At 70.4% G+C, this 17,379-nt stretch carries 17 protein-coding genes and 2 tRNA genes; 10 read left to right on the top strand and 9 right to left on the bottom strand.

Features of this window, described 5'->3' with window-relative positions; translation table 11 throughout:
- The first annotated feature begins 83 nt into the window (after positions 1-83).
- From WYO_RS23395 to WYO_RS23380, 4 genes are all read left to right on the top strand, one after another.
- Complete coding sequence (locus tag WYO_RS23395; RefSeq protein ID WP_007567215.1) at positions 84-968, top strand: NAD(P)-dependent oxidoreductase; 885 nt, start codon at positions 84-86, stop codon at positions 966-968.
- Positions 968-2,506 (top strand): aldehyde dehydrogenase family protein, encoded by a 1,539-nt coding sequence (locus WYO_RS23390; protein ID WP_007567213.1) that lies wholly within the window; start codon positions 968-970, stop codon positions 2,504-2,506. The genes WYO_RS23395 and WYO_RS23390 overlap by 1 nt, the downstream gene beginning before the upstream one ends.
- Positions 2,507-2,681: 175 nt before the next feature.
- The gene (locus WYO_RS23385) at positions 2,682-4,043 is read left to right on the top strand and encodes a DUF3100 domain-containing protein (protein WP_007567211.1); all 1,362 of its coding nucleotides are present in this window, start codon (positions 2,682-2,684) and stop codon (positions 4,041-4,043) included.
- Positions 4,044-4,109: 66 nt separating this feature from the next.
- Complete coding sequence (locus WYO_RS23380; RefSeq protein ID WP_007567208.1) at positions 4,110-5,273, top strand: M20 aminoacylase family protein; 1,164 nt, start codon at positions 4,110-4,112, stop codon at positions 5,271-5,273.
- A gap of 385 nt (positions 5,274-5,658) precedes the next feature.
- Here WYO_RS23380 and WYO_RS23375 read toward each other — a convergent pair.
- From WYO_RS23375 to WYO_RS23350, 6 genes are all read right to left on the bottom strand, one after another.
- Positions 5,659-5,733, bottom strand: a tRNA-Thr gene (locus tag WYO_RS23375).
- An 82-nt stretch (positions 5,734-5,815) separates the two neighbouring features.
- A complete protein-coding gene (locus WYO_RS23370; protein ID WP_007567206.1) occupies positions 5,816-6,187 on the bottom strand; it encodes a hypothetical protein in 372 nt (123 codons plus the stop codon).
- A 58-nt stretch (positions 6,188-6,245) separates the two neighbouring features.
- Positions 6,246-6,539 (bottom strand): hypothetical protein, encoded by a 294-nt coding sequence (locus WYO_RS23365; protein ID WP_007567204.1) that lies wholly within the window; start codon positions 6,537-6,539, stop codon positions 6,246-6,248.
- Positions 6,540-6,668: 129 nt separating this feature from the next.
- Positions 6,669-7,034 carry a response regulator gene (locus WYO_RS23360; protein WP_007567202.1) on the bottom strand — a complete coding sequence of 122 codons (366 nt, stop codon included), beginning with the start codon at positions 7,032-7,034 and terminating at the stop codon, positions 6,669-6,671.
- 183 nt (positions 7,035-7,217) lie between these two features.
- Positions 7,218-7,787, bottom strand: coding sequence for a hypoxanthine phosphoribosyltransferase (gene hpt, locus WYO_RS23355; protein ID WP_007567200.1), 570 nt, complete (start codon positions 7,785-7,787; stop codon positions 7,218-7,220).
- A 123-nt stretch (positions 7,788-7,910) separates the two neighbouring features.
- The gene (locus tag WYO_RS23350) at positions 7,911-8,987 is read right to left on the bottom strand and encodes a tartrate dehydrogenase (RefSeq protein WP_007567198.1); all 1,077 of its coding nucleotides are present in this window, start codon (positions 8,985-8,987) and stop codon (positions 7,911-7,913) included.
- A 259-nt stretch (positions 8,988-9,246) separates the two neighbouring features.
- Here WYO_RS23350 and WYO_RS23345 point away from each other — a divergent pair, with 259 nt between their 5' ends.
- From WYO_RS23345 to WYO_RS23330, 4 genes are all read left to right on the top strand, one after another.
- Positions 9,247-10,701: an FAD-binding oxidoreductase gene (locus tag WYO_RS23345; RefSeq protein ID WP_007567196.1), complete on the top strand. Its 1,455-nt coding sequence runs from the start codon at positions 9,247-9,249 to the stop codon at positions 10,699-10,701.
- Positions 10,702-10,959: 258 nt separating this feature from the next.
- Positions 10,960-11,373 carry a DUF4383 domain-containing protein gene (locus WYO_RS23340; RefSeq protein ID WP_007567194.1) on the top strand — a complete coding sequence of 138 codons (414 nt, stop codon included), beginning with the start codon at positions 10,960-10,962 and terminating at the stop codon, positions 11,371-11,373.
- 10 nt (positions 11,374-11,383) lie between these two features.
- Positions 11,384-12,484 (top strand): hypothetical protein, encoded by a 1,101-nt coding sequence (locus tag WYO_RS23335; protein ID WP_007567192.1) that lies wholly within the window; start codon positions 11,384-11,386, stop codon positions 12,482-12,484.
- The gene (locus WYO_RS23330; protein ID WP_007567190.1) at positions 12,453-12,785 is read left to right on the top strand and encodes a hypothetical protein; all 333 of its coding nucleotides are present in this window, start codon (positions 12,453-12,455) and stop codon (positions 12,783-12,785) included. The genes WYO_RS23335 and WYO_RS23330 overlap by 32 nt, the downstream gene beginning before the upstream one ends.
- 89 nt (positions 12,786-12,874) lie before the next feature.
- Here the strand turns inward: WYO_RS23330 and WYO_RS23325 are convergent.
- A tRNA-His gene (locus tag WYO_RS23325) sits at positions 12,875-12,951 on the bottom strand.
- Between the two features lie 280 nt (positions 12,952-13,231).
- On the opposite strand from WYO_RS23325, the gene WYO_RS23320 reads away from it, so the two are divergent.
- Positions 13,232-15,034: a chloride channel protein gene (locus tag WYO_RS23320; protein ID WP_047170913.1), complete on the top strand. Its 1,803-nt coding sequence runs from the start codon at positions 13,232-13,234 to the stop codon at positions 15,032-15,034.
- Between the two features lie 101 nt (positions 15,035-15,135).
- Entirely contained in the window at positions 15,136-16,227 is a 1,092-nt protein-coding gene (locus WYO_RS23315; RefSeq protein WP_007567186.1) for a tartrate dehydrogenase, read from the top strand.
- A gap of 3 nt (positions 16,228-16,230) precedes the next feature.
- Here the strand turns inward: WYO_RS23315 and WYO_RS23310 are convergent, their stop codons facing one another.
- Together WYO_RS23310 and WYO_RS23305 are read right to left on the bottom strand one after the other, a co-directional pair.
- Entirely contained in the window at positions 16,231-16,863 is a 633-nt protein-coding gene (locus WYO_RS23310; RefSeq protein WP_007567184.1) for a Fic family protein, read from the bottom strand.
- A complete protein-coding gene (locus WYO_RS23305) occupies positions 16,863-17,141 on the bottom strand; it encodes a hypothetical protein (RefSeq protein ID WP_007567182.1) in 279 nt (92 codons plus the stop codon). Before WYO_RS23305 ends, WYO_RS23310 begins: the two co-directional genes overlap by 1 nt.
- Between the last annotated feature and the right edge of the window lie 238 nt (positions 17,142-17,379).

The following is a 17,379-nucleotide window of genomic DNA, read 5'->3' as shown; positions in this document are numbered from 1 at the left end:
AACAAGAACGATTTGTTCGAAAAGCAATTCTTGTAGCGACCGCATCGGCGATCGATACCATTTCCTAAACGGGAGGTATCGCGATGAATATTGAGACGGTCGGCGTCGTCGGGCTCGGCAATATGGGCCTCGGCATGGCGGCGACCTTGGCCCGGAAGGGCTTCAAGGTCATCGGCTACGACATCAGCGACGCCCGGCGCGCCGCCATCGAGGCGGCCGGCATCTCGTTCGTCCCGGACCTGACCGACGTCCTGCGTCGCGCGGATGCCCTGGTCTTCTCGCTGCCCCTAGCCCGCGATGTCGAGGCCGTGGTCACGGCGGAGGGCGGGTTGCTGTCCCGGACCGACCGGAAGGTCGTCGTCGTCGATACCTCCACCTCGGATCCCGGCACCACCCGGCGGCTGGCCGCCCGCCTCGAACAGGCCGGTCATGCCCTGCTCGACGCGCCGGTCAGCGGAGGCCCCTCGGGGGCCGCCGAAGGCACGTTGACGATGATGGTCGGCGGCTCGGAGGCCGACTACGCCCTGGCCGAGCCGGTCCTGTCGGCGATGTCGGCCCGCGCCCCGCATGTCGGGCCGTCCGGCGCCGGCAACATCGTCAAGCTCGTGAACAACCTCCTCGTCGCCGCCCACCTCGTGACCACGGGCGAGGCGATGCGCTTGTCGGAGGCGGCCGGCCTGTCGGCCGAGGAGGCGATCAAGGTCGTCAACACCGCCACGGGGCGCAGCGCGATCAGCGAGGTGATGTTTCCCCGCTGGATCCTGTCGAACAGCTTCGACAGCGGCTTCGCCGCGGGGCTGATGCGCAAGGACGTGCGCCTCGCCATGGAGCTGGCCGCCGAGAGCGGCGCCGACCTGCCGCTGTCCGCCCATGTCGCGCAGATCTGGGCGACCACCCGCGAGGCCATCCCGGACGCCGCGGACTTCACCCGCATGGCCGACTACCGCACCACGAACGGAGCGAAGTGATGTCCACCACCGTGCCAGGCGATGCGGCGCAGCGCATCTCGGAACTCCTGTCCGCCCTGTCCCTCGGCGGCCCCATCGGCAGCGTCGTGTCCGGCGAGGTCCATGCGGGAACGGGTGAAACCCTCGATCTCGTGAACCCGGCGGACGGTCGGGTGGTGGCGCGCTTCGCCGATGCCGGCGCGTCCGTCGTGGATGCCGCCATGGCGGCGGCCCGGCCCGCCCAGCGGAGCTGGTGGGGCATGACGGCGGCGGCCCGTGGCCGGGCGATGTGGGCGGTGGCCGCCCTGGTCCGGCAGAACGCCGAGGCGCTGGCCGAGCTGGAGACCCTGTCGGCCGGCAAGCCGATCCGCGACACGCGCGGCGAGGTCGGCAAGGTCGCGGAGATGTTCGAATACTATGCCGGCTGGTGCGACAAGCTGCACGGCGAGGTCATCCCGGTCCCGACCTCGCACCTGAATTACACCCGCGCCGAACCGTTCGGCACCGTGGTGCAGATCACCCCGTGGAACGCCCCGATCTTCACCGCCGGCTGGCAGATCGCCCCGGCCATCTGTGCCGGCAACGCGGTGGTGCTGAAGCCCTCCGAGCTGACGCCGCTGACCTCCCTGGCCCTCGGGATGCTGTGCGACCGGGCCGAGGGGATCCCGCGCGGCCTCGTCTCGGTGCTGGCGGGCGCGGGCCCGACCACCGGGGCGGCGGCCGTGGCCCATCCCAACACGCGGCTCGTGGTGTTCGTCGGCTCTGCGGAGGCCGGCGCGCAGATCGCGGCCGCGGCGGCGCGCAACATCGTGCCGAGCGTGCTCGAGCTCGGCGGCAAGTCGGCCAACATCGTGTTCGCGGATGCCGATCTCGACCGGGCCCTGGTGGGCGCGCAGGCGGCGATCTTCGGCGGTGCCGGGCAGAGCTGCGTCGCCGGCTCGCGCCTCCTCGTCCACCGGTCGGTGCACGCGAATTTCGTCGAGCGGCTGTCCTACGCCGCGGCCCGCATCCCGGTGGGCGCGCCCACCGACCCGACGACCCAGATCGGGCCGATCAACAACCGCCGGCAATTGGAGAAGATCGCCGCGATGGTGGGCCAGGCCGCGGATGCCGGCGCCCGCATCGCCGCGGGCGGCGGCTGCCCGGCCGACCTGCGGGACACCGGCGGCTTCTACTTCGGTCCGACCGTGGTCGACGACGTGGCGCCCGATGCGGCGATCGCCCGGGACGAGGTGTTCGGCCCGGTGCTGACCGTCCTCCCGTTCGAGACCGAGGAGGAGGCGGTCGCGATCGCCAACGCCACGCCGTTCGGCCTCGCCGGCGCGGTGTGGACGAACGATGTCGGCCGCGCCCACCGGGTCGCCGCCGCCGTCCGGGCCGGGACGTTCTGGGTCAACGGCTACAAGACGATCAACGTCGCCTCGCCCTTCGGCGGCTTCGGCCGCTCCGGCTTCGGCCGGTCCTCCGGGCGCGAGGCGCTGATGGCCTACACCCAGACCAAGAGCGTGTGGGTCGAGACCGCCGCCCAGCCCGGCGTGGCCTTCGGCTACGTCGGCTGACGTCGAAAGCGGCCGCCAAGACGCTGCCGCCGCATCGACGCTTCCGTCGCCCCGCGGGCCCCTCACGAGGTCCGCGGGAGCCGACGGCGGCGCAAGAACAACGATCACGAACAACAATCAAGAACAACAATCAAAACCAGACGCGCCGCGACCCGTCGCAGGGAGGACAACAGCCATGGCACAGGAAGCAATCCATCGCGGGCCGATCCCATTCGAGGCCGCCCCGACCGAGAGACCGAGCCGCGCCCGGCTGTTCCTCATCGCGCTGGTCATCGTCGTCATCGCCGAGGCCATCGGCAACATCAACATCCCCGTCGGGACCGGAAAGATCGTCCTGCTGCCCCTGCTCTGGGCCCTCCTGCTCGGCGGAGCCCTCGGCCTGGCGAGCCCCCGGCTTCCGGCCCTCCTGCGCCTCAAGTCCTCGACGCAATCGGCCGCGGCCGCCTTCCTGCAGCCGGCCCTCCTCATCTTCATCGCGAAGCTCGGCCTGCTGGTCGGCGGCTCGCTGCCGAAGATCTTCGCGTCGGGATGGTCGCTCGTGTTCCAGGAGTTCGGCCACTTCTTCGGCACCATGGTGTTCGGCCTTCCGGTCGCGCTCCTGCTCGGCATCAAGCGGGAGGCCATCGGCGCGACCTTCTCGGTCGGCCGGGAGCCGAGCCTGGCCATCATCGGCGAGCGCTACGGGATGGATTCCCCCGAGGGGCGCGGCGTGCTCGCGGAATACCTCACCGGTACGGTGTTCGGGGCGGTCTTCATCGCCGTCCTCGCCGGTCTCGTCGCCAGCCTGAACATCTTCAATCCGCTCGCCCTCGCCATGGGGGCGGGCGTCGGGTCCGGCAGCATGATGGCCGCCGCGTCGGGGGCCATCGCGGCGCAGCAGACGCCCGAGGTGGCCAAGGATGTCGCCACCTTCGCGGCGGCGAGCAACCTGATCACCACGACGATCGGAACCTACTTCACGCTGTTTCTGTCACTGCCCTTCACGATCTGGGCCTACGGCAAGCTCGAACCGATCCTCGGGCGCAACCGGCCCGACACCGTCCAGGCGCCTTCGGCCGCCGCATTGGCCCCGGCGCATGAGGAAACAGCGATCGGGTTCGCCGAGATGCTGGTGGCGTGGGTGCTGATCGGCGCCTACGGGCTCATCGGCAATTATCTGACCTACGGCGTGATCCCCGATGCCGCGGTCGTGGGCGGGATGGCGATCATCATCGGGGTCGTGATCCTCGGCTGGGGCCTCTACGTGCTCTCGGCACGGAAGCTTCCGGCGGTGATCTGGGTCTCCCTGATCGGCATGGCGCTGACCTATCCGGCGATGCCCTACGCGGCCGAGATCGCCGCCATGACCGGCAAGATCAACTTCCTCGCCCTGGCCACCCCGATCCTGACATTCGCCGGCCTGTCCATAGCCAAGGACATCCCCGCCTTCCGGCAATTGGGCTGGCGCATCGTCGTAGTCTCGTTCATGGCGAATGCCGGTACATTCCTGGGCGCGACCCTGATCGCGCAGTTCTGGATGCACGTCCCGGTGACGTGAGACGCGGATCGACCGACGCGCAGGGATGGCCGGGATCGGACCTGTGACGGCCAGGGAGCGGACGGCATGAGCATAGACGCGGACATCCTCGGTCGCATGGTCGCCTGGCGGCAGGATCTGCACGCCCATCCGGAGCTGGCCTTCGCGGAGGTGCGCACCGGGGACCTCGTCGCGCGCGAGCTCGCCGCCTGCGGCTTCGAGGTCCATCGGGGCCTGGGCCGGACGGGCGTCGTCGGGACGCTGCGCCGGGGCGAGGGCACGGCCGTCGGCCTGCGCGCCGACATGGACGCGCTGCCCATCCAGGAGGCGACCGGCCTGCCCCACGCCTCCAGGACCCCGGGCGTGATGCATGCCTGCGGACACGACGGGCATGTCGCGATGCTGCTCGGCGCCGCCAGCCAGCTCGCGCGCGCCGAGACCCTGCGCGGCACGATCCACGTCATCTTCCAGCCGGCCGAGGAATGCGAGGGCGGCGGCCGGGCGATGGTGGAGGACGGCCTGTTCCGGCTGTTCCCCTGCGACACGGTCTGGGGCCTGCATAACTGGCCGGGCTTGCCGCTCGGCGCCTTCGCGACCTGCCCAGGCCCGATCATGGCCTCGCTCGACACGTTCGAGATCCGCGTGCGCGGCTCGGGCACGCACGCCGCCATGCCGGAGCGGGGCATCGACACGCTGGTGATCGCCTCCGAGACGGTCCTGGCCCTGCAGACCATCGTCAGCCGCCGGCTCGCCCCGCTCGATCCCGCGGTGGTGAGCATCACCCAGATCCACGGCGGCGACGCCTGGAACGTGATCCCGGACCTCGCCACGATCCGGGGGACCGTCCGCTGCCTGTCCGAGAGCGTCCGCGGCACGGTCGCGGCTCTGATCACGGAGATCGCCACGGGCATCGCCCGCACGCATGGCGGCGGCGCCGAAATCGACTACCACACCGGATATCCCGCGACGGTCAACGCCCCGGACGCCGTACCGCTCGCCCTCGCCGCCGCGGCGCGCGTGCCGACCATCCCGGCCCGGCACGGAACCGTCGCGCCGTCGATGGCCTCGGAGGACTTCGCCTACATGCTGCAAGCCTGCCGCGGGGCGTATGTCTGGCTGGGCACCGACGGCGCCGAGCCCGGCCGCCCGCTTCACAATCCCGGCTACGACTTCAACGACGACGCCCTGCCCATCGGCGCCGCGTACTGGGTCGCCTTGGCGACCAGCATTCTCGAAGCGAAGCGGGCGTAGGATCGCCGAGCTCTCAGCTTTAAACGCCCGCTCCGGAGAGGTTGCCCTGCGGGTTCGGATGCCTGGGACGGGCCAGGCTGCCGATGTCGGGCGGCTGCCCGAAGGGGCGCGAACCGCGCTTCTACGTCCGCTGCGATGCGCGCATGGGCAGCTTTCGCTTGTGCCGGATCGGGGGGCAAACTCACCGTGATCGCGTCACGGCCCCAGCCCGGCGGCTTCGTGGAGGAGACGCCGGGATCATCGCGGATGCGGCGGATGTCGGCGGCGGTATTGGAGGTTCGCAGTGCTTGCGCGAGTGGACGGACCATGTGTAGCAGCCCTGTGTAGCGATGGGCCGCTTAATCCGAAGACCAATCCGTAACGTGTTGGGACCGCTGTGGAATTTTGGTGCCGGTGGAGAGGATCGAACTCCCGACCTTCGGTTTACAAAACCGCTGCACTACCGCTGTGCTACACCGGCCCGCGACACGCTTGCTACCAGTCGCGGTGCCGCCGCTCAAGCCGAGCCGGGCCAGGATCCGGGATCCGTTGCGCGAAATGCGCTAGCGCCCCGAGTTGCGGACCAGGGCCTTGAGGCGCTGGTCCGCCCGGTCGATGCGCTCGGCGATGCCGCGGCGGATGCATTTGTCCACTGAGTCGCCGGCGTAGAAGCCGGTCGTCTTGTCCTGGTGCCGGCAGGCCTGGATCGGCGGCCAGGCGACCACCGCCGCCACGACCAGAAGCACGATCAGGCTGTCGACGACGAGCCAGCCCTTCCAGCCCAGGCGGAAGCCGCGCCTGCCGAGGTCGCGGGGACGGCGGCGCCGGCTCTGCGGCTCGGTGCCGAGCCGTGCCATGCGGGCGCGGAACTGGGCCTCCTCGAGCGCGTCGGGCAGGCTGCCGGGGGAGGATGAGGAGAGGGGGCGGGTGGACATGGTCGGCTCGCAAGGGTCGGTGCGGAGCGGCAGGCGGCGGGCGACGCGCCCGGTGGCCTCAATCGATCAGCCGCTTCAGGAGGGCGAAGTTGTCCTGCATCGAGAGGACGCTGCCGATCATCTCGCTGCGCGCGCAGGCGCCCGCGCCGACGAGGCCGAGCCAGCTCGCGGCGGCGGGGCGCGCGCTGCAATCGGCGAAGCTGCCGTAGAGGAGCATCGCCACGGGCAGCGCGAAGACCGCGAGCTTCACGAGCCCGATTCCGCGTCCGAACAGGCTCCTGCGGGGCCGCCGCGGCGCATCCCAATCGTCGTCCCAATCCGCGTCGGCGGCGTCCCTGTCTCGACGGTCCATCGCGGTATCGGTCCCGGCTGATCGGAATTCGCCGGACGAAACTGCCACGCTTTCGTGAAGCGCAGCCTAAAGCGGATGTTTAAAGGCCCCTGAAGCGGTAATCGGGCCGGCCCAACTCTCGGGGCCGCCTCAGGCGGCGAGCGCCCGCCGCACGGTGGCGCGCAGGTCCGCGAGCGAGAACGGCTTCGTCAGCACGTCGGTGACGATCGCGTCGAGCCCGCGGGCGCGCTCCCGCTGGTCGGCGAAGCCGGTCATCAGCAGGATGGTCAGGTCCGGGAAGTCGCGCTTGGCGGCCAGCGCCAGCGCGATGCCGTCCATGAGCGGCATGCGGATATCGGTCAGCATCAGGTCGAACCCGCCATCGGCCTCGTTAAGGCGGTCGAGCCCGTCGCTGCCGTCATTGGCGGTCACGACGGCGTGGCCGTCGATCTCCAGCCCCCGCTTGAGGAAGCCGCGGACGGTCTCTTCGTCATCCACGAGGAGGATGCGCGCCATGGGGTCCCGTAAACGTTCCTGATCCCGGGCCTGAATCCGAGGACGTCCCGCCACGATGAGACTTCAGGCCTGCTTATGGATAACAGATCACGAACGGAACCGTTGCGCTGTCAAGGCATCGCACGGGAAAACAATCGCATCCGCGGGCGCCGCGGCGAAAATGCCGCGCTGCCCGCAGGCGCGTCACGCCTCGTCGAACAGGTCCGGGTCGCCGCTGCCGAAATCGACCACGCCCACGAAGGGCAGTTGGCGGAAGGCGTGGGCCGCATCCATCCCGTAGCCGACCACGAACACGTCCGGGCAGGTGAAGCCGACGAAATCGGCGTCGATCGTCACGGCGCGCTTGCCCGGCTTCTCCAGCAGCACCGCGGTGAGCACCCGCTTGGCGCCCCGGGCCATGAGCAGGTCCTTGGCGAACACCACGGTCCGGCCGGATTCCAGGATGTCGTCCACCAAGAGCACGTCCCGCCCGCGGACCTCGCTCTGCACGTCGCGCAGGATCTCGACCTGGCCGGTGGAGACCGTGCCGGTGCGGTAGCTCGACAGGTGCACGAACTCGACCTGCGGCGACAGCCCGACCCGGTGCAGCGCCCGGAGCAGGTCGGCCGCGAACATGAAGCTGCCCTTGAGCACGGCGACGACCAGGAGGTTCTCCGGGTTCGCCGACAGGATCTCCTGGGCCAGCTCGGTGTTGCGCTTGGCGATCGCCGCCTCGTCGAAGAGAGTGCGGACGCGCCGCTCGGGGATGCTCATCTGACGTGTCCCGGGAGCTTGTTCTTCTTGCGGGACGGGCTCGCCGCCGCGATCGAAGGTCGGTCTTAGCGTCCGAAGGCCGCCGGGGAAACTCCGGATCGCGGGAGGCGCGTCGCCGGCCCGTCAGCCGTTGTCGCCCCGGATCGCCGCGATCACCGCATCCGCGACCGCTTGGGTCGTGGCCGTGCCGCCGAGATCGGGGGTGTGCAGGGCGGGGTCGGCGGTGACCCGCTCGACCGCGCGCATCAGCCGGTCGGCGGCGGGCTTCTCGCCCAGATGCTCCAGCATCTGGCAGGCGGTCCAGAAGGTGCCGACCGGGTTGGCGATGCCCTTGCCGGCGATGTCGAAGGCCGAGCCGTGGATCGGCTCGAACATCGAGGGAAACCGGCGCTCCGGGTTGATGTTTGCGGTGGGCGCGATGCCGAGCGACCCGGCCAGGGCCGCCGCGAGGTCCGACAGGATGTCGGCGTGCAGGTTGGTCGCCACGATCGTGTCGAGGCTCTGGGGCTTCATGGTCATGCGCATGGTCATGGCGTCGACCAGCATCTTGTCCCAGGCCACGTCCGGGAAATCCCGCGCCACCTCGGCGGCGATCTCGTCCCACATCACCATGGCGTGGCGCTGGGCGTTCGACTTGGTCACCACGGTGAGCCGCTTGCGCGGGCGCGAGCGCGCCAGCTCGAACGCGTAGCGGATGATGCGCGTGACGCCCGAGCGGGTCATCATCGACACGTCGGTGGCGACCTCGTTGTCGTGGCCCTGATGGACCCGGCCGCCGACGCCGGCATATTCGCCCTCGGAATTCTCGCGGACGATCACCCAGTCGAGCTCCGGCCCGGTGACGTGCCGCAGGGGGCTGGTGATGCCGGGCAAGATCCGGGTCGGCCGGACATTGGCGTATTGGTCGAAGGGCTGGCAGATCGCGAGCCGCAGGCCCCACAGGGTGATGTGGTCGGGCACGTCCGGGGCGCCGACCGCGCCGAAGAAGATCGCGTCGTGGTCCTTGATCTGAGCCAGCCCGTCGGCGGGCATCATCACGCCGTGGACCTTGTAGTAATCCGAGCCCCAGTCGAACCGGTCGAAGGCGAAGCGGAAGCCGCCCGCGCGCTCGGCGAGGGCGTCGAGCACGGCGATGCCGGCGGCGATGACCTCCTGGCCGATCCCGTCTCCCGGGATGGCGGCGATGCGATACGGCTTCATGGCGTGTCCTCCGGTGCGCGCTTTGCCCGCCAAGATAGCGGGACCGGCCGGAATGCACCCGCGCTCGGCGAAAAATCGCGCTTGCGCGGTCGCGGGGTCGGATGCCGGGCCGGCTTTCGATGGGGCCGCGCGGCGCCCGGCCGGTGCGGCGGCCGGCGATGTGCGCAACGCCACGCCTTCGGCCGTCGCGGCGCGGCAGGTTCTTGATCCAGCGGGGCCGCGGACCGACCCTGCCGGCGACGAATCACAGGAGGCAGGAGTGGACGGGTTTCGCCCCAGCAGGCGCGGGATCTTGGCGGGCGGCGGAGCGGCCCTCGCCGCCGGGATGCTCCCGCGCCCCGCCCGTGCCGGCCAGCGGACGATCCTGAACGATGCCAGCGGGCTCAACCCGACGCCGGTGATGCGCCACGTCACGCCCCGGACGGGCGCGACGGAGGCCCTGATCGAGACGCTGCGTGCCGAGCTCCGCGACGCGGCAGCGTCCGGCCGCCCGGTGGCGGTGGGGGCCGCGCGCCATTCCATGGGCGGCCAGAGCCTCGCGCGCGACGGCACGGCCGTGACCCTGGAGGGCGGCCCGATCGAGGCGGACAGTGCCGCACGGACCTACCGGGTCGGGGCGGGCGCGCGCTGGTCCGAGGTGATCCGCCAACTCGACCGGATCGGGTTCTCGCCCGCGGTAATGCAGTCGAACAACGATTTCGCGGTCGGCTCGACCTTCAGCGTCAACGCCCATGGCTGGCCGACCCCGCGCGGGCCGTTCGGCTCGACCGTGCGCGAGATCCGCCTGCTTCTGGCCGACGGCACGCTGGTGACCTGCTCGCGCACCGAGAACCCGGACCTGTTCGGCCTCGCCATGGGCGGTTACGGGCTGGTCGGGATCGTGGTCGATCTCGTGGTCGAGATGGTCCCGAACGTCCTCCTGGCGCCGACCGTCACGGTGATGCCGGCCTCGCGCTTCGCCGAGGCTTTCGTCGCCACGGTGGAGCAGGCCCCGACGGTGCGCATGGCCTACGGGCGCCTGTCGGTGGCCCGGGCCGGCTTCTTCGACGAGGCGATCCTGACGCACTACACCGAGGTCGCCCATCCGCCGGCGACGCTCCCGGTCGCCGCCTCGAAGGGAGCGTTCACCTCGGTCTCGCGCGAGATCTACCGCGCCCAGGTCGGGAACGATTTCGGCAAGCGCGCCCGGTGGATCGCGGAGACCCGGCTCAGCCCGGCGCTCGATTCCGGCATCGCCACGCGGAACAGCCTGATGAACGAGCCCGTGGCGAACCTCGCCGCGCACGACCGCGGCCGCACCGACATCCTGCACGAGTATTTCGTCGCCCCCGACCGGTTCGGCGCGTTCCTCGACGCCTGCCGCGAGACCATCCCGGATTCCGGCTGCGACTGCCTCAACGTCACCCTGCGCTACGTGGCGGCCGACCCGGATTCCCGGCTCGCCTACGCGCCCGTGCCCCGGATCGCCGCGGTGATGTCGTTCACCCAGGGCTTCACCGCCGGCGAGGAGGCGGCGATGATGCGCATGACCGAGGCGCTGATCGAGCGGGTCGTGGCGATCGGCGGGGCCTATTACCTGCCCTATCGCCTGCATGCCCGGCGCGACCAGATGGCTCGCGCCTATCCGGCCCTCGACAGCTTCATCGCGGATAAGCGGCGGCACGATCCGGGGCTGCTGTTCCGGAACGCCCTCTGGTCGACCTACATGGCCTAGGGCTGCGAGCGGACGCATCGGGTCCGGTTCTCTCGGACGGCGATAGGAACCGGGGAGCGGCCCGGCGGGGTAAGGTTCGGTCTACGGCAGTGCAGGATTCCACCTTCTGATCGCTTCGTCTGCACAATGTTTTCAGATCACGCCGGCCGCCGCGGAAGGCCTGCGGTTTTCGGGGGCGATGCCTTGTCGATCGCATCCGGAAAAGCCGGATTGGGGCCGAATGCAGGGCTTGGAAATTCCCAGGGCTCGGAGATTCCCATGAGAGCGGATGTCGATCGTCTGGCCGCCTTCGCCTTCGCGGCGGTCCTGCTGTTTGCCGCAGCGACGAATTACGTGCCGGCCTTCAAGGATGCCGACGGGCGCGTCTTCGGGTTGTTCTATCTCGACGTCTACAAGGATGCGCTGCACGTCGCCTCGGGCCTCTGGGCGCTCGCCGCCGGGCTGTGGTCGCGCTCCGCGGCCGTGACCTTCCTGCGCGCCTTCGGGGCGATCTACCTGCTGGACGGGATCGTGGGCGTTCTCACCGGATCGAGCTTCCTCGACCTCTCGCTGTTCTTGAAGGGCTTCCAGGACAGCCCCCTGCTCTCGAACGGGCCGCATCTCGGCCTCGGTCTCGCTGGCGTGGCGCTCGGCTGGCGGCCGCGGCGCGGTCCGGCCAATATTCCCGCGTGAGGAAGCCAGCATGCGCCGCCTGAAGCGTGTCGCCGTGTGGGCCGCCATCGGACTGGCCGGGCTCGCCCTCGCCTGCGCGATCCCTGTCGCGACGATCGAGGGGACCTGCGCGGTGTCCCCCGACCCCTCCTGGCAGGGCGGATCGCGCTTCGGGCTCGCCCCCGAGGGGTACAAGCGCGCGGCCGGCGACAGCTACCTCACCTTCCCCGAATGGAACATCGTCCACGCCTACGCGGACCTCGCCGGGGTCACGCAATCCGCCTCCGAATCCGCCTTCGACTACCTCTCCGCGATCTCGGGCTTCTGGACGAGCCTGTGCGGGACGACGCGGGCTGCCTCGCGGACCGGCGACGTCACTGCGGGGCAGAAGGCGACGAACTACATCATCGGCGTGAGCTTCACCGCCGAGATGGCGATCCAGGGGGCCTACGAGCGCAGCCTCGGGGCGCTCACGGCGTGGTGGCGCGGCCCCGAGCCCACGGCCGAGGATCGCTTCAACACCCGGCTGCTCGCCGAATACGCGGTGTTCCTGCGCCAGACGCCCTGGTTCCGCTACCCCTTCGGCGCGGAGCTCGCGCGGCTCTGGCGCGAGGTGCCCTTCGAGCCCTCGATCCGCGCGTTGGAGCGCCGCGCCGCGCTCTCCCTGCAATACGGGGTGAAATGGGCCTACGCGCAGGCGATCGGCTGGCTCGCCGGGATCGACCCGGCCGTGCTCACGATCCGCAGCGTGGTCGACGGGCTCGACGCCGGGGATGTCGCCGCCGACCCGCGCATCACGCCGCTCGGACCCGTCCCGACCGGGGACGGCGTCCCGGCCGTCCTGATCGAGACGCCGCGCTACCGCGCCTTCACCGAGATCCTGCGGGGCCTGGGCGCGCGCAACCGCACCGTCCTGGAGATCGCCGGCAACCGGCGTATCCTGACGACCATTCTCCTACCCGCGGGCACGGAGATCGCGATCGCAGGCGCTGCCCCGCTCTTCGCGATGCCCATCCAGTCCCAGCCCGGCTGGCGGCGGGTCGGGCTCGACACCGAGGTGACGAGCCTCGTGAACCAGATCCGCTTCGTGGAGGCGCGCGGTGGCCGTTTCGAGCACGCCTACGATTACTGAGGGCCGACCCGCCCGTCTGGTCCTGGCGATCGGCGCGGCTCTGGCCGGCTGGGTCGGGGTGGGCGCCGTCGCCGCCCTGGCGGTCCAGCCCGAGAGCGTGGTCGCGCTCGGCGATCCTGCCCGCCTCGCCGATGCGGATGGCGGCGCCCTCGTCTCGATCGGACGCGCGTACCTCGTCACCCGGCCGGTCGCCCCCGGGGCGGTCCGGCGGCTCTACGCCGGAGGCGCCTGGCTCGTCCTGCCCGCCCCCGGCACCGGCTGCCTCGGCGCCGGCCGCAACGCCTCCGCGAGCGGCCGCTGACCCCATCCGGGCCGATGCTTCGGACCGGGCTGGGAAAACGCAAAGGGGCCGGCGATCCGCCAATCCCTTGCGCTGTCGTTCTGAATGGATGGTACCACCGCCCCGGCTCGAACGGGGGACCCCCAGATCCACAATCTGGTGCTCTAACCAACTGAGCTACGGCGGCACTGGCGGGCGGTGTATCGCGGGCCGCGGCAGTTTTCAAGACGATCTGTGCAGGCTGATGCGGTGCCGGTGGACGCAGGGCGGATTCGCCCCCTAAGTGCACCCACGGAACCGCGCGTCGGCCAGGGCGGATCGGGGGGGTAGGGGCGAGCGTGAGCGCGCGAGAGCCAGCGCCAGTCACGACCGGGAGCCGGGATCGCGGCCGGGCCTCCGGGACGGGCCCCGCGGATAGACCGGTTCGGCCGGGCCATCGCCCCCGCGGGCGCTGGGCCCGATCCCGGATTGTCCTGGCGCCGGGGCGGCTGCGCAGCCTCGTCCGGCGCAGCGAGGGCGGGCTCGTCCTGCTGGCGACCCTGGTGGGCTGCGTCAGCGGGCTGGCGGTCTCGGCCATGACCTGGATGACGCAGGCCCTGCGCGAGACGCTCTACCACCTGCCGGCGGGGACCCGGCTCAGCGCCGCCGACGCGGTCGCGCCGCCTCTCCTGCTGATCGGTCCATGTCTCGGCGGCGTGCTGCTCGGGCTTCTGATCGTCGTGGCGAATTACCTCCGCGGCCCGCGCAAGCGCCCCGCCATCGACCCGATCGAGGCCAACGCGCTCCATGGCGGCCGGATGTCCCTGCGGGACAGCCTGTACCTCGCCCTGCAGAACGTGATCTCGAACGGATCGGGTGCCTCCGTGGGGTTGGAAGCCGGCTACACGCAGCTCGCCTCCGGCCTCGCCTCGCGGCTCGGCATCGCCTTCGAGGTGCGTCGGGGCGACCTGCGGACCCTGGTCGGGTGCGGGGCGGCCGGCGCCATCGCGGCGGGGTTCGGAGCGCCGCTCGCCGGGGCGTTCTACGCCTTCGAGCTGATCATCGGCACCTACTCGATCGCCACCCTGGCGCCCGTGGTCGTCGCGGCGCTCTGCGGCAACCTCGTCTCCCGGTCCCTGATCGCCACCCAGCCGCTGGTCGAGCTCGGCGACATGCAGGCGGTCACGACCTCGCACATCACCAGCCTGGAAATCCTGCCGAGCCTCGCCCTCGGGCTGGTCTGCGCGCTGCTCGGCATCGTGATCATGCGCGGCGTGACACTGGTCGAGCAGCTGGTCCAGGCGTCCGGCCTGCCGCGGGCGGCCGGGCCCGCCTTCGGAGGCCTGTGCGTCGGCGCGCTGGCGCTGCTGGCGACGCCGCAGGTGCTCTCGGGTGGGCACGGCGCCCTGCACATGCACTTCTCCGCCGAGGGCCAGGGCCACGGGGTGGCGGTGCTCGCCGGCTTGTTCGCCGCCAAGGCGACGGCCACCGCGATCTCGATCGGGTCCGGGTTTCGCGGCGGCCTGTTCTTCGCCTCGCTGTTCCTCGGGGCGATCGCCGGCAAGCTGTTCGCCGCCCTGGCGCCGGATCTCCTGCCCGCGATGGCCGGCTTCGGCCTCACCCCGCTGGCCTACGCGGTGATCGGCATGAGCGCCCTCGCCGTGGCGATCATCGGCGGTCCGCTGACCATGACGTTCCTGGCGCTGGAGATCACCGGCAGCCTGCCGATCACCGGGCTCGTGCTGGCGGCGGTGATCGCCTCCTCGCTGACCGTACGCAAGATCTTCGGCTATTCCTTCGCCACTTGGCGCTTCCACCTGCGGGGCGAAAGCATCCGCAGCCCCCACGATGTCGGCTGGATCCGCTCGCTGACCGTGGGCCGGCTGATGCGCCGGGACGTCGCCACCGTGGCTTTGGACACGCCGCTGCCGACCTTCCTGCGCGCCCATCCGCTCGGCTCGCCCTCCCGGGTGATCGCCGTGGATGGACAGGGCCGCTATGCCGGCATCGTGAACGTCCCCGAGGCGCATGCCGCCGCCCAGGACGCCGAGGCCGGCGCGGCGCCGGTTCTGGCCGACCTCCTGCACCACACCGACCTGTTCCTGACGCCGGAGATGAACGCCAAGGACGCGGCCGCCACCTTCGACCGCAGCGAGAGCGAGGCGCTCGCGGTGGTCCAGAGCGCCGACAGCCGCCAGGTCCTGGGCCTGCTCACCGAGAGCCACACGCTCAAGCGCTACAGCGAGGAGCTGGACCGGCAGCGCCGGGCCATGGCGGGGGAATCTGCGTGATTGTCAGGCCGGGGTGTTGACCGCAGGAGCGCGTGCAACACCCTGGCACCGTGCAACCCAGGGCCGGTACGCGGCCCCCGACGCGACACCCGTGAGGATCCATGGCCGGTCAAGACAGCAGCCCCCAGCGCCGCTACCGCATCGCGGTGATCCCGGGCGACGGCATCGGCAAGGAGGTGGTGCCCGAGGGCGTGCGGGTGCTCGAGCAGGCGGCCAAGCGGCACGGCTTCGCGCTCCAGCTCGACTGGTTCGATTTCGCGAGCTGCGATTACTACGAGCAGCACGGACGGATGATGCCGGAGGACTGGAAGCCGCAGATCGAAACGCACGACGCGATCTATTTCGGCGCCGTCGGCATGCCGGAGCGCGTGCCCGACCACATCTCCCTGTGGGGCTCGCTGATCCTGTTCCGGCGGGAATTCGACCAATACGCCAACCTGCGCCCGGTGCGGCTGATGCCCGGGGTGAAGTGCCCGCTCGCCGACCGCAAGCCCGGCGATATCGACTTCTGGGTGGTCCGGGAGAACACCGAGGGCGAGTACTCGAATGCCGGCGGCCGCATGTTCGCCGGCACCGACCGGGAATTCGCCCTGCAGGAGACGATCATGACCCGCCACGGGGTCGACCGGATCCTGAAATTCGCCTTCGATCTCGCCCAGACCCGGCCGAAGAAGCACCTGACCTCGGCCACGAAATCGAACGGCATCTCGATCACGATGCCGTACTGGGACGAGCGCGTGAAGGCTGTGGCCGAGTCCTATCCGGAGGTGCGGTGGGACCAGTACCACATCGACATCCTGACCGCGCATTTCGTGCTCAACCCGGACCGGTTCGACGTGGTCGTGGCGTCGAACCTGTTCGGCGACATCCTGTCGGATCTGGGCCCCGCCTGCACGGGCACGATCGGCATCGCGCCGTCCGGCAACATCAACCCGGAGCGGCTGCACCCGTCGGTGTTCGAGCCGGTCCATGGCTCGGCTCCCGACATCGCCGGCCAGGGCATCGCCAACCCGATCGGCCAGATCTGGTCGGGCGCGATGATGCTGGAGCATCTCGGCGAGCACGAGGCCGCCCGGGAGATCGTCAGCGGGATCGAGCGGGTCCTGTCCGAGCGGACGCTGCGCACGCGCGACCTCGGCGGCAATGCCGACACGCAGGCCTGCGGGAAGGCCGTGGCGGAGGCTCTGGGCTGAGGATCAGCCGAGAGTCTTGAGGGCCTTCAAGCTCTCGATCTGCTTCTCCTGCGCCGCCGCTTCGCGCAGGAACGGCGCGAGGTAGGCGTCGAGATGGCCGTCGCCGGGCAAATGTATCTCCTTAGTCAGGGCTATCAGGAAGGCGGCCTTGTCGGCTTCCTGCCACGCGATGGAGATACCGGCTCGGTTCGCCAGGACCGTGTGCACGACCATGATGGTGCGCCCGTTCCCGTCCAGGAACGGATGGGCATGCGCCAGCGAGCCCAGCACCGCGCCGGGCTTTGCCCGCATGAAGGCGGAGTCGTTGCCCTGTTCAAGGGCGTGTTCGGCGGCTCCGCGGATATCCCGCGGGAAGGCGAACATCCGGTCGTAGCCGCCACGGCTGATGTGGGCACCGGGCGCGGTCTCCGAGCGGTCACACCCGGCCCAGGGATAAACGGGGCTGAACAGGGTCTCGTGCGTGCGGAGGATGTCGGCGTAGGTCAGTGGAACGCGATCCGAGAGCTCGGCGATGGCCTTGCCGACTTTCGTCAGAAATGCCCTGTGCTCCAGCTGCTTGACGCGAGCGATGTCTTTCAGGCCCGCAACGTTGCGGAGGTAGCCGCGTTCCGCGAAGTCGCCGAAGACATCGAACATCACATGTCGGGGCCGTCCCGCTCGGCGAGGTAACGGGCGTGAAGCTTGGTGTTCTCGATCTCAGGCATGACTTCGGCGCGGCCCAGCGCGACGAGGAGCCACTCGGTCTCGTCCAATTGGATGTCGTCGCCTGCCACGCGGGAGACCGTCTCGGCCCAGTCGTCGAGTTCCCCCCGCTCGTACCGGATGGCGTGCTGGCGGGCGAGGTCGTGGATCTTGTCCCTGGCCATCATCGGGGCGGCATTGGCCTGGTGACGGACGGCAACCTGTGCAGTCATGGCGAGGTCCTTCCCCAGAACCATAGCGCATTCTGCACGCGTCCGCACCAAGCCGGGTTCAGCGGCTGGGTTCGTCCCCCCGCGCTCCCCCACCGCAGGATGAAGGACTTGGGTTGGACCGCCGTCGCGTTCAAAAAATCAGCGCGGGCGGCGGCGGACGCTCACGACGTTGCTCGCCTGCTCGACCTGGCCGGAGGCGGCCGGCAGGGTGTCGAGGGCGGTCTTGACGATGGTGGCG

Origin of the sequence: Methylobacterium sp. GXF4 (assembly GCF_000272495.1) — a bacterium.
Classification (GTDB): domain Bacteria; phylum Pseudomonadota; class Alphaproteobacteria; order Rhizobiales; family Beijerinckiaceae; genus Methylobacterium; species Methylobacterium brachiatum.
The sequence above is the reverse complement of the archived record's forward strand: the minus strand, read 5'-3'. Positions and strand labels throughout refer to the sequence as shown.

Coding starts and splice junctions, on each gene's coding strand:
- WYO_RS23365 (WP_007567204.1), bottom strand. CDS start 6,539: ATGGACCGTCGAGACAGGGACGCCGCCGACGCGGATTGGGACGACGAT.
- WYO_RS23310 (WP_007567184.1), bottom strand. CDS start 16,863: ATGTTCGATGTCTTCGGCGACTTCGCGGAACGCGGCTACCTCCGCAAC.
- WYO_RS23385 (WP_007567211.1), top strand. CDS start 2,682: ATGGCACAGGAAGCAATCCATCGCGGGCCGATCCCATTCGAGGCCGCC.
- hpt (WP_007567200.1), bottom strand. CDS start 7,787: ATGAGCATCCCCGAGCGGCGCGTCCGCACTCTCTTCGACGAGGCGGCG.
- WYO_RS23335 (WP_007567192.1), top strand. CDS start 11,384: ATGCGCCGCCTGAAGCGTGTCGCCGTGTGGGCCGCCATCGGACTGGCC.
- WYO_RS23350 (WP_007567198.1), bottom strand. CDS start 8,987: ATGAAGCCGTATCGCATCGCCGCCATCCCGGGAGACGGGATCGGCCAG.
- WYO_RS23315 (WP_007567186.1), top strand. CDS start 15,136: ATGGCCGGTCAAGACAGCAGCCCCCAGCGCCGCTACCGCATCGCGGTG.
- WYO_RS23390 (WP_007567213.1), top strand. CDS start 968: ATGTCCACCACCGTGCCAGGCGATGCGGCGCAGCGCATCTCGGAACTC.
- WYO_RS23370 (WP_007567206.1), bottom strand. CDS start 6,187: ATGTCCACCCGCCCCCTCTCCTCATCCTCCCCCGGCAGCCTGCCCGAC.
- WYO_RS23305 (WP_007567182.1), bottom strand. CDS start 17,141: ATGACTGCACAGGTTGCCGTCCGTCACCAGGCCAATGCCGCCCCGATG.
- WYO_RS23380 (WP_007567208.1), top strand. CDS start 4,110: ATGAGCATAGACGCGGACATCCTCGGTCGCATGGTCGCCTGGCGGCAG.
- WYO_RS23360 (WP_007567202.1), bottom strand. CDS start 7,034: ATGGCGCGCATCCTCCTCGTGGATGACGAAGAGACCGTCCGCGGCTTC.
- WYO_RS23395 (WP_007567215.1), top strand. CDS start 84: ATGAATATTGAGACGGTCGGCGTCGTCGGGCTCGGCAATATGGGCCTC.
- WYO_RS23340 (WP_007567194.1), top strand. CDS start 10,960: ATGAGAGCGGATGTCGATCGTCTGGCCGCCTTCGCCTTCGCGGCGGTC.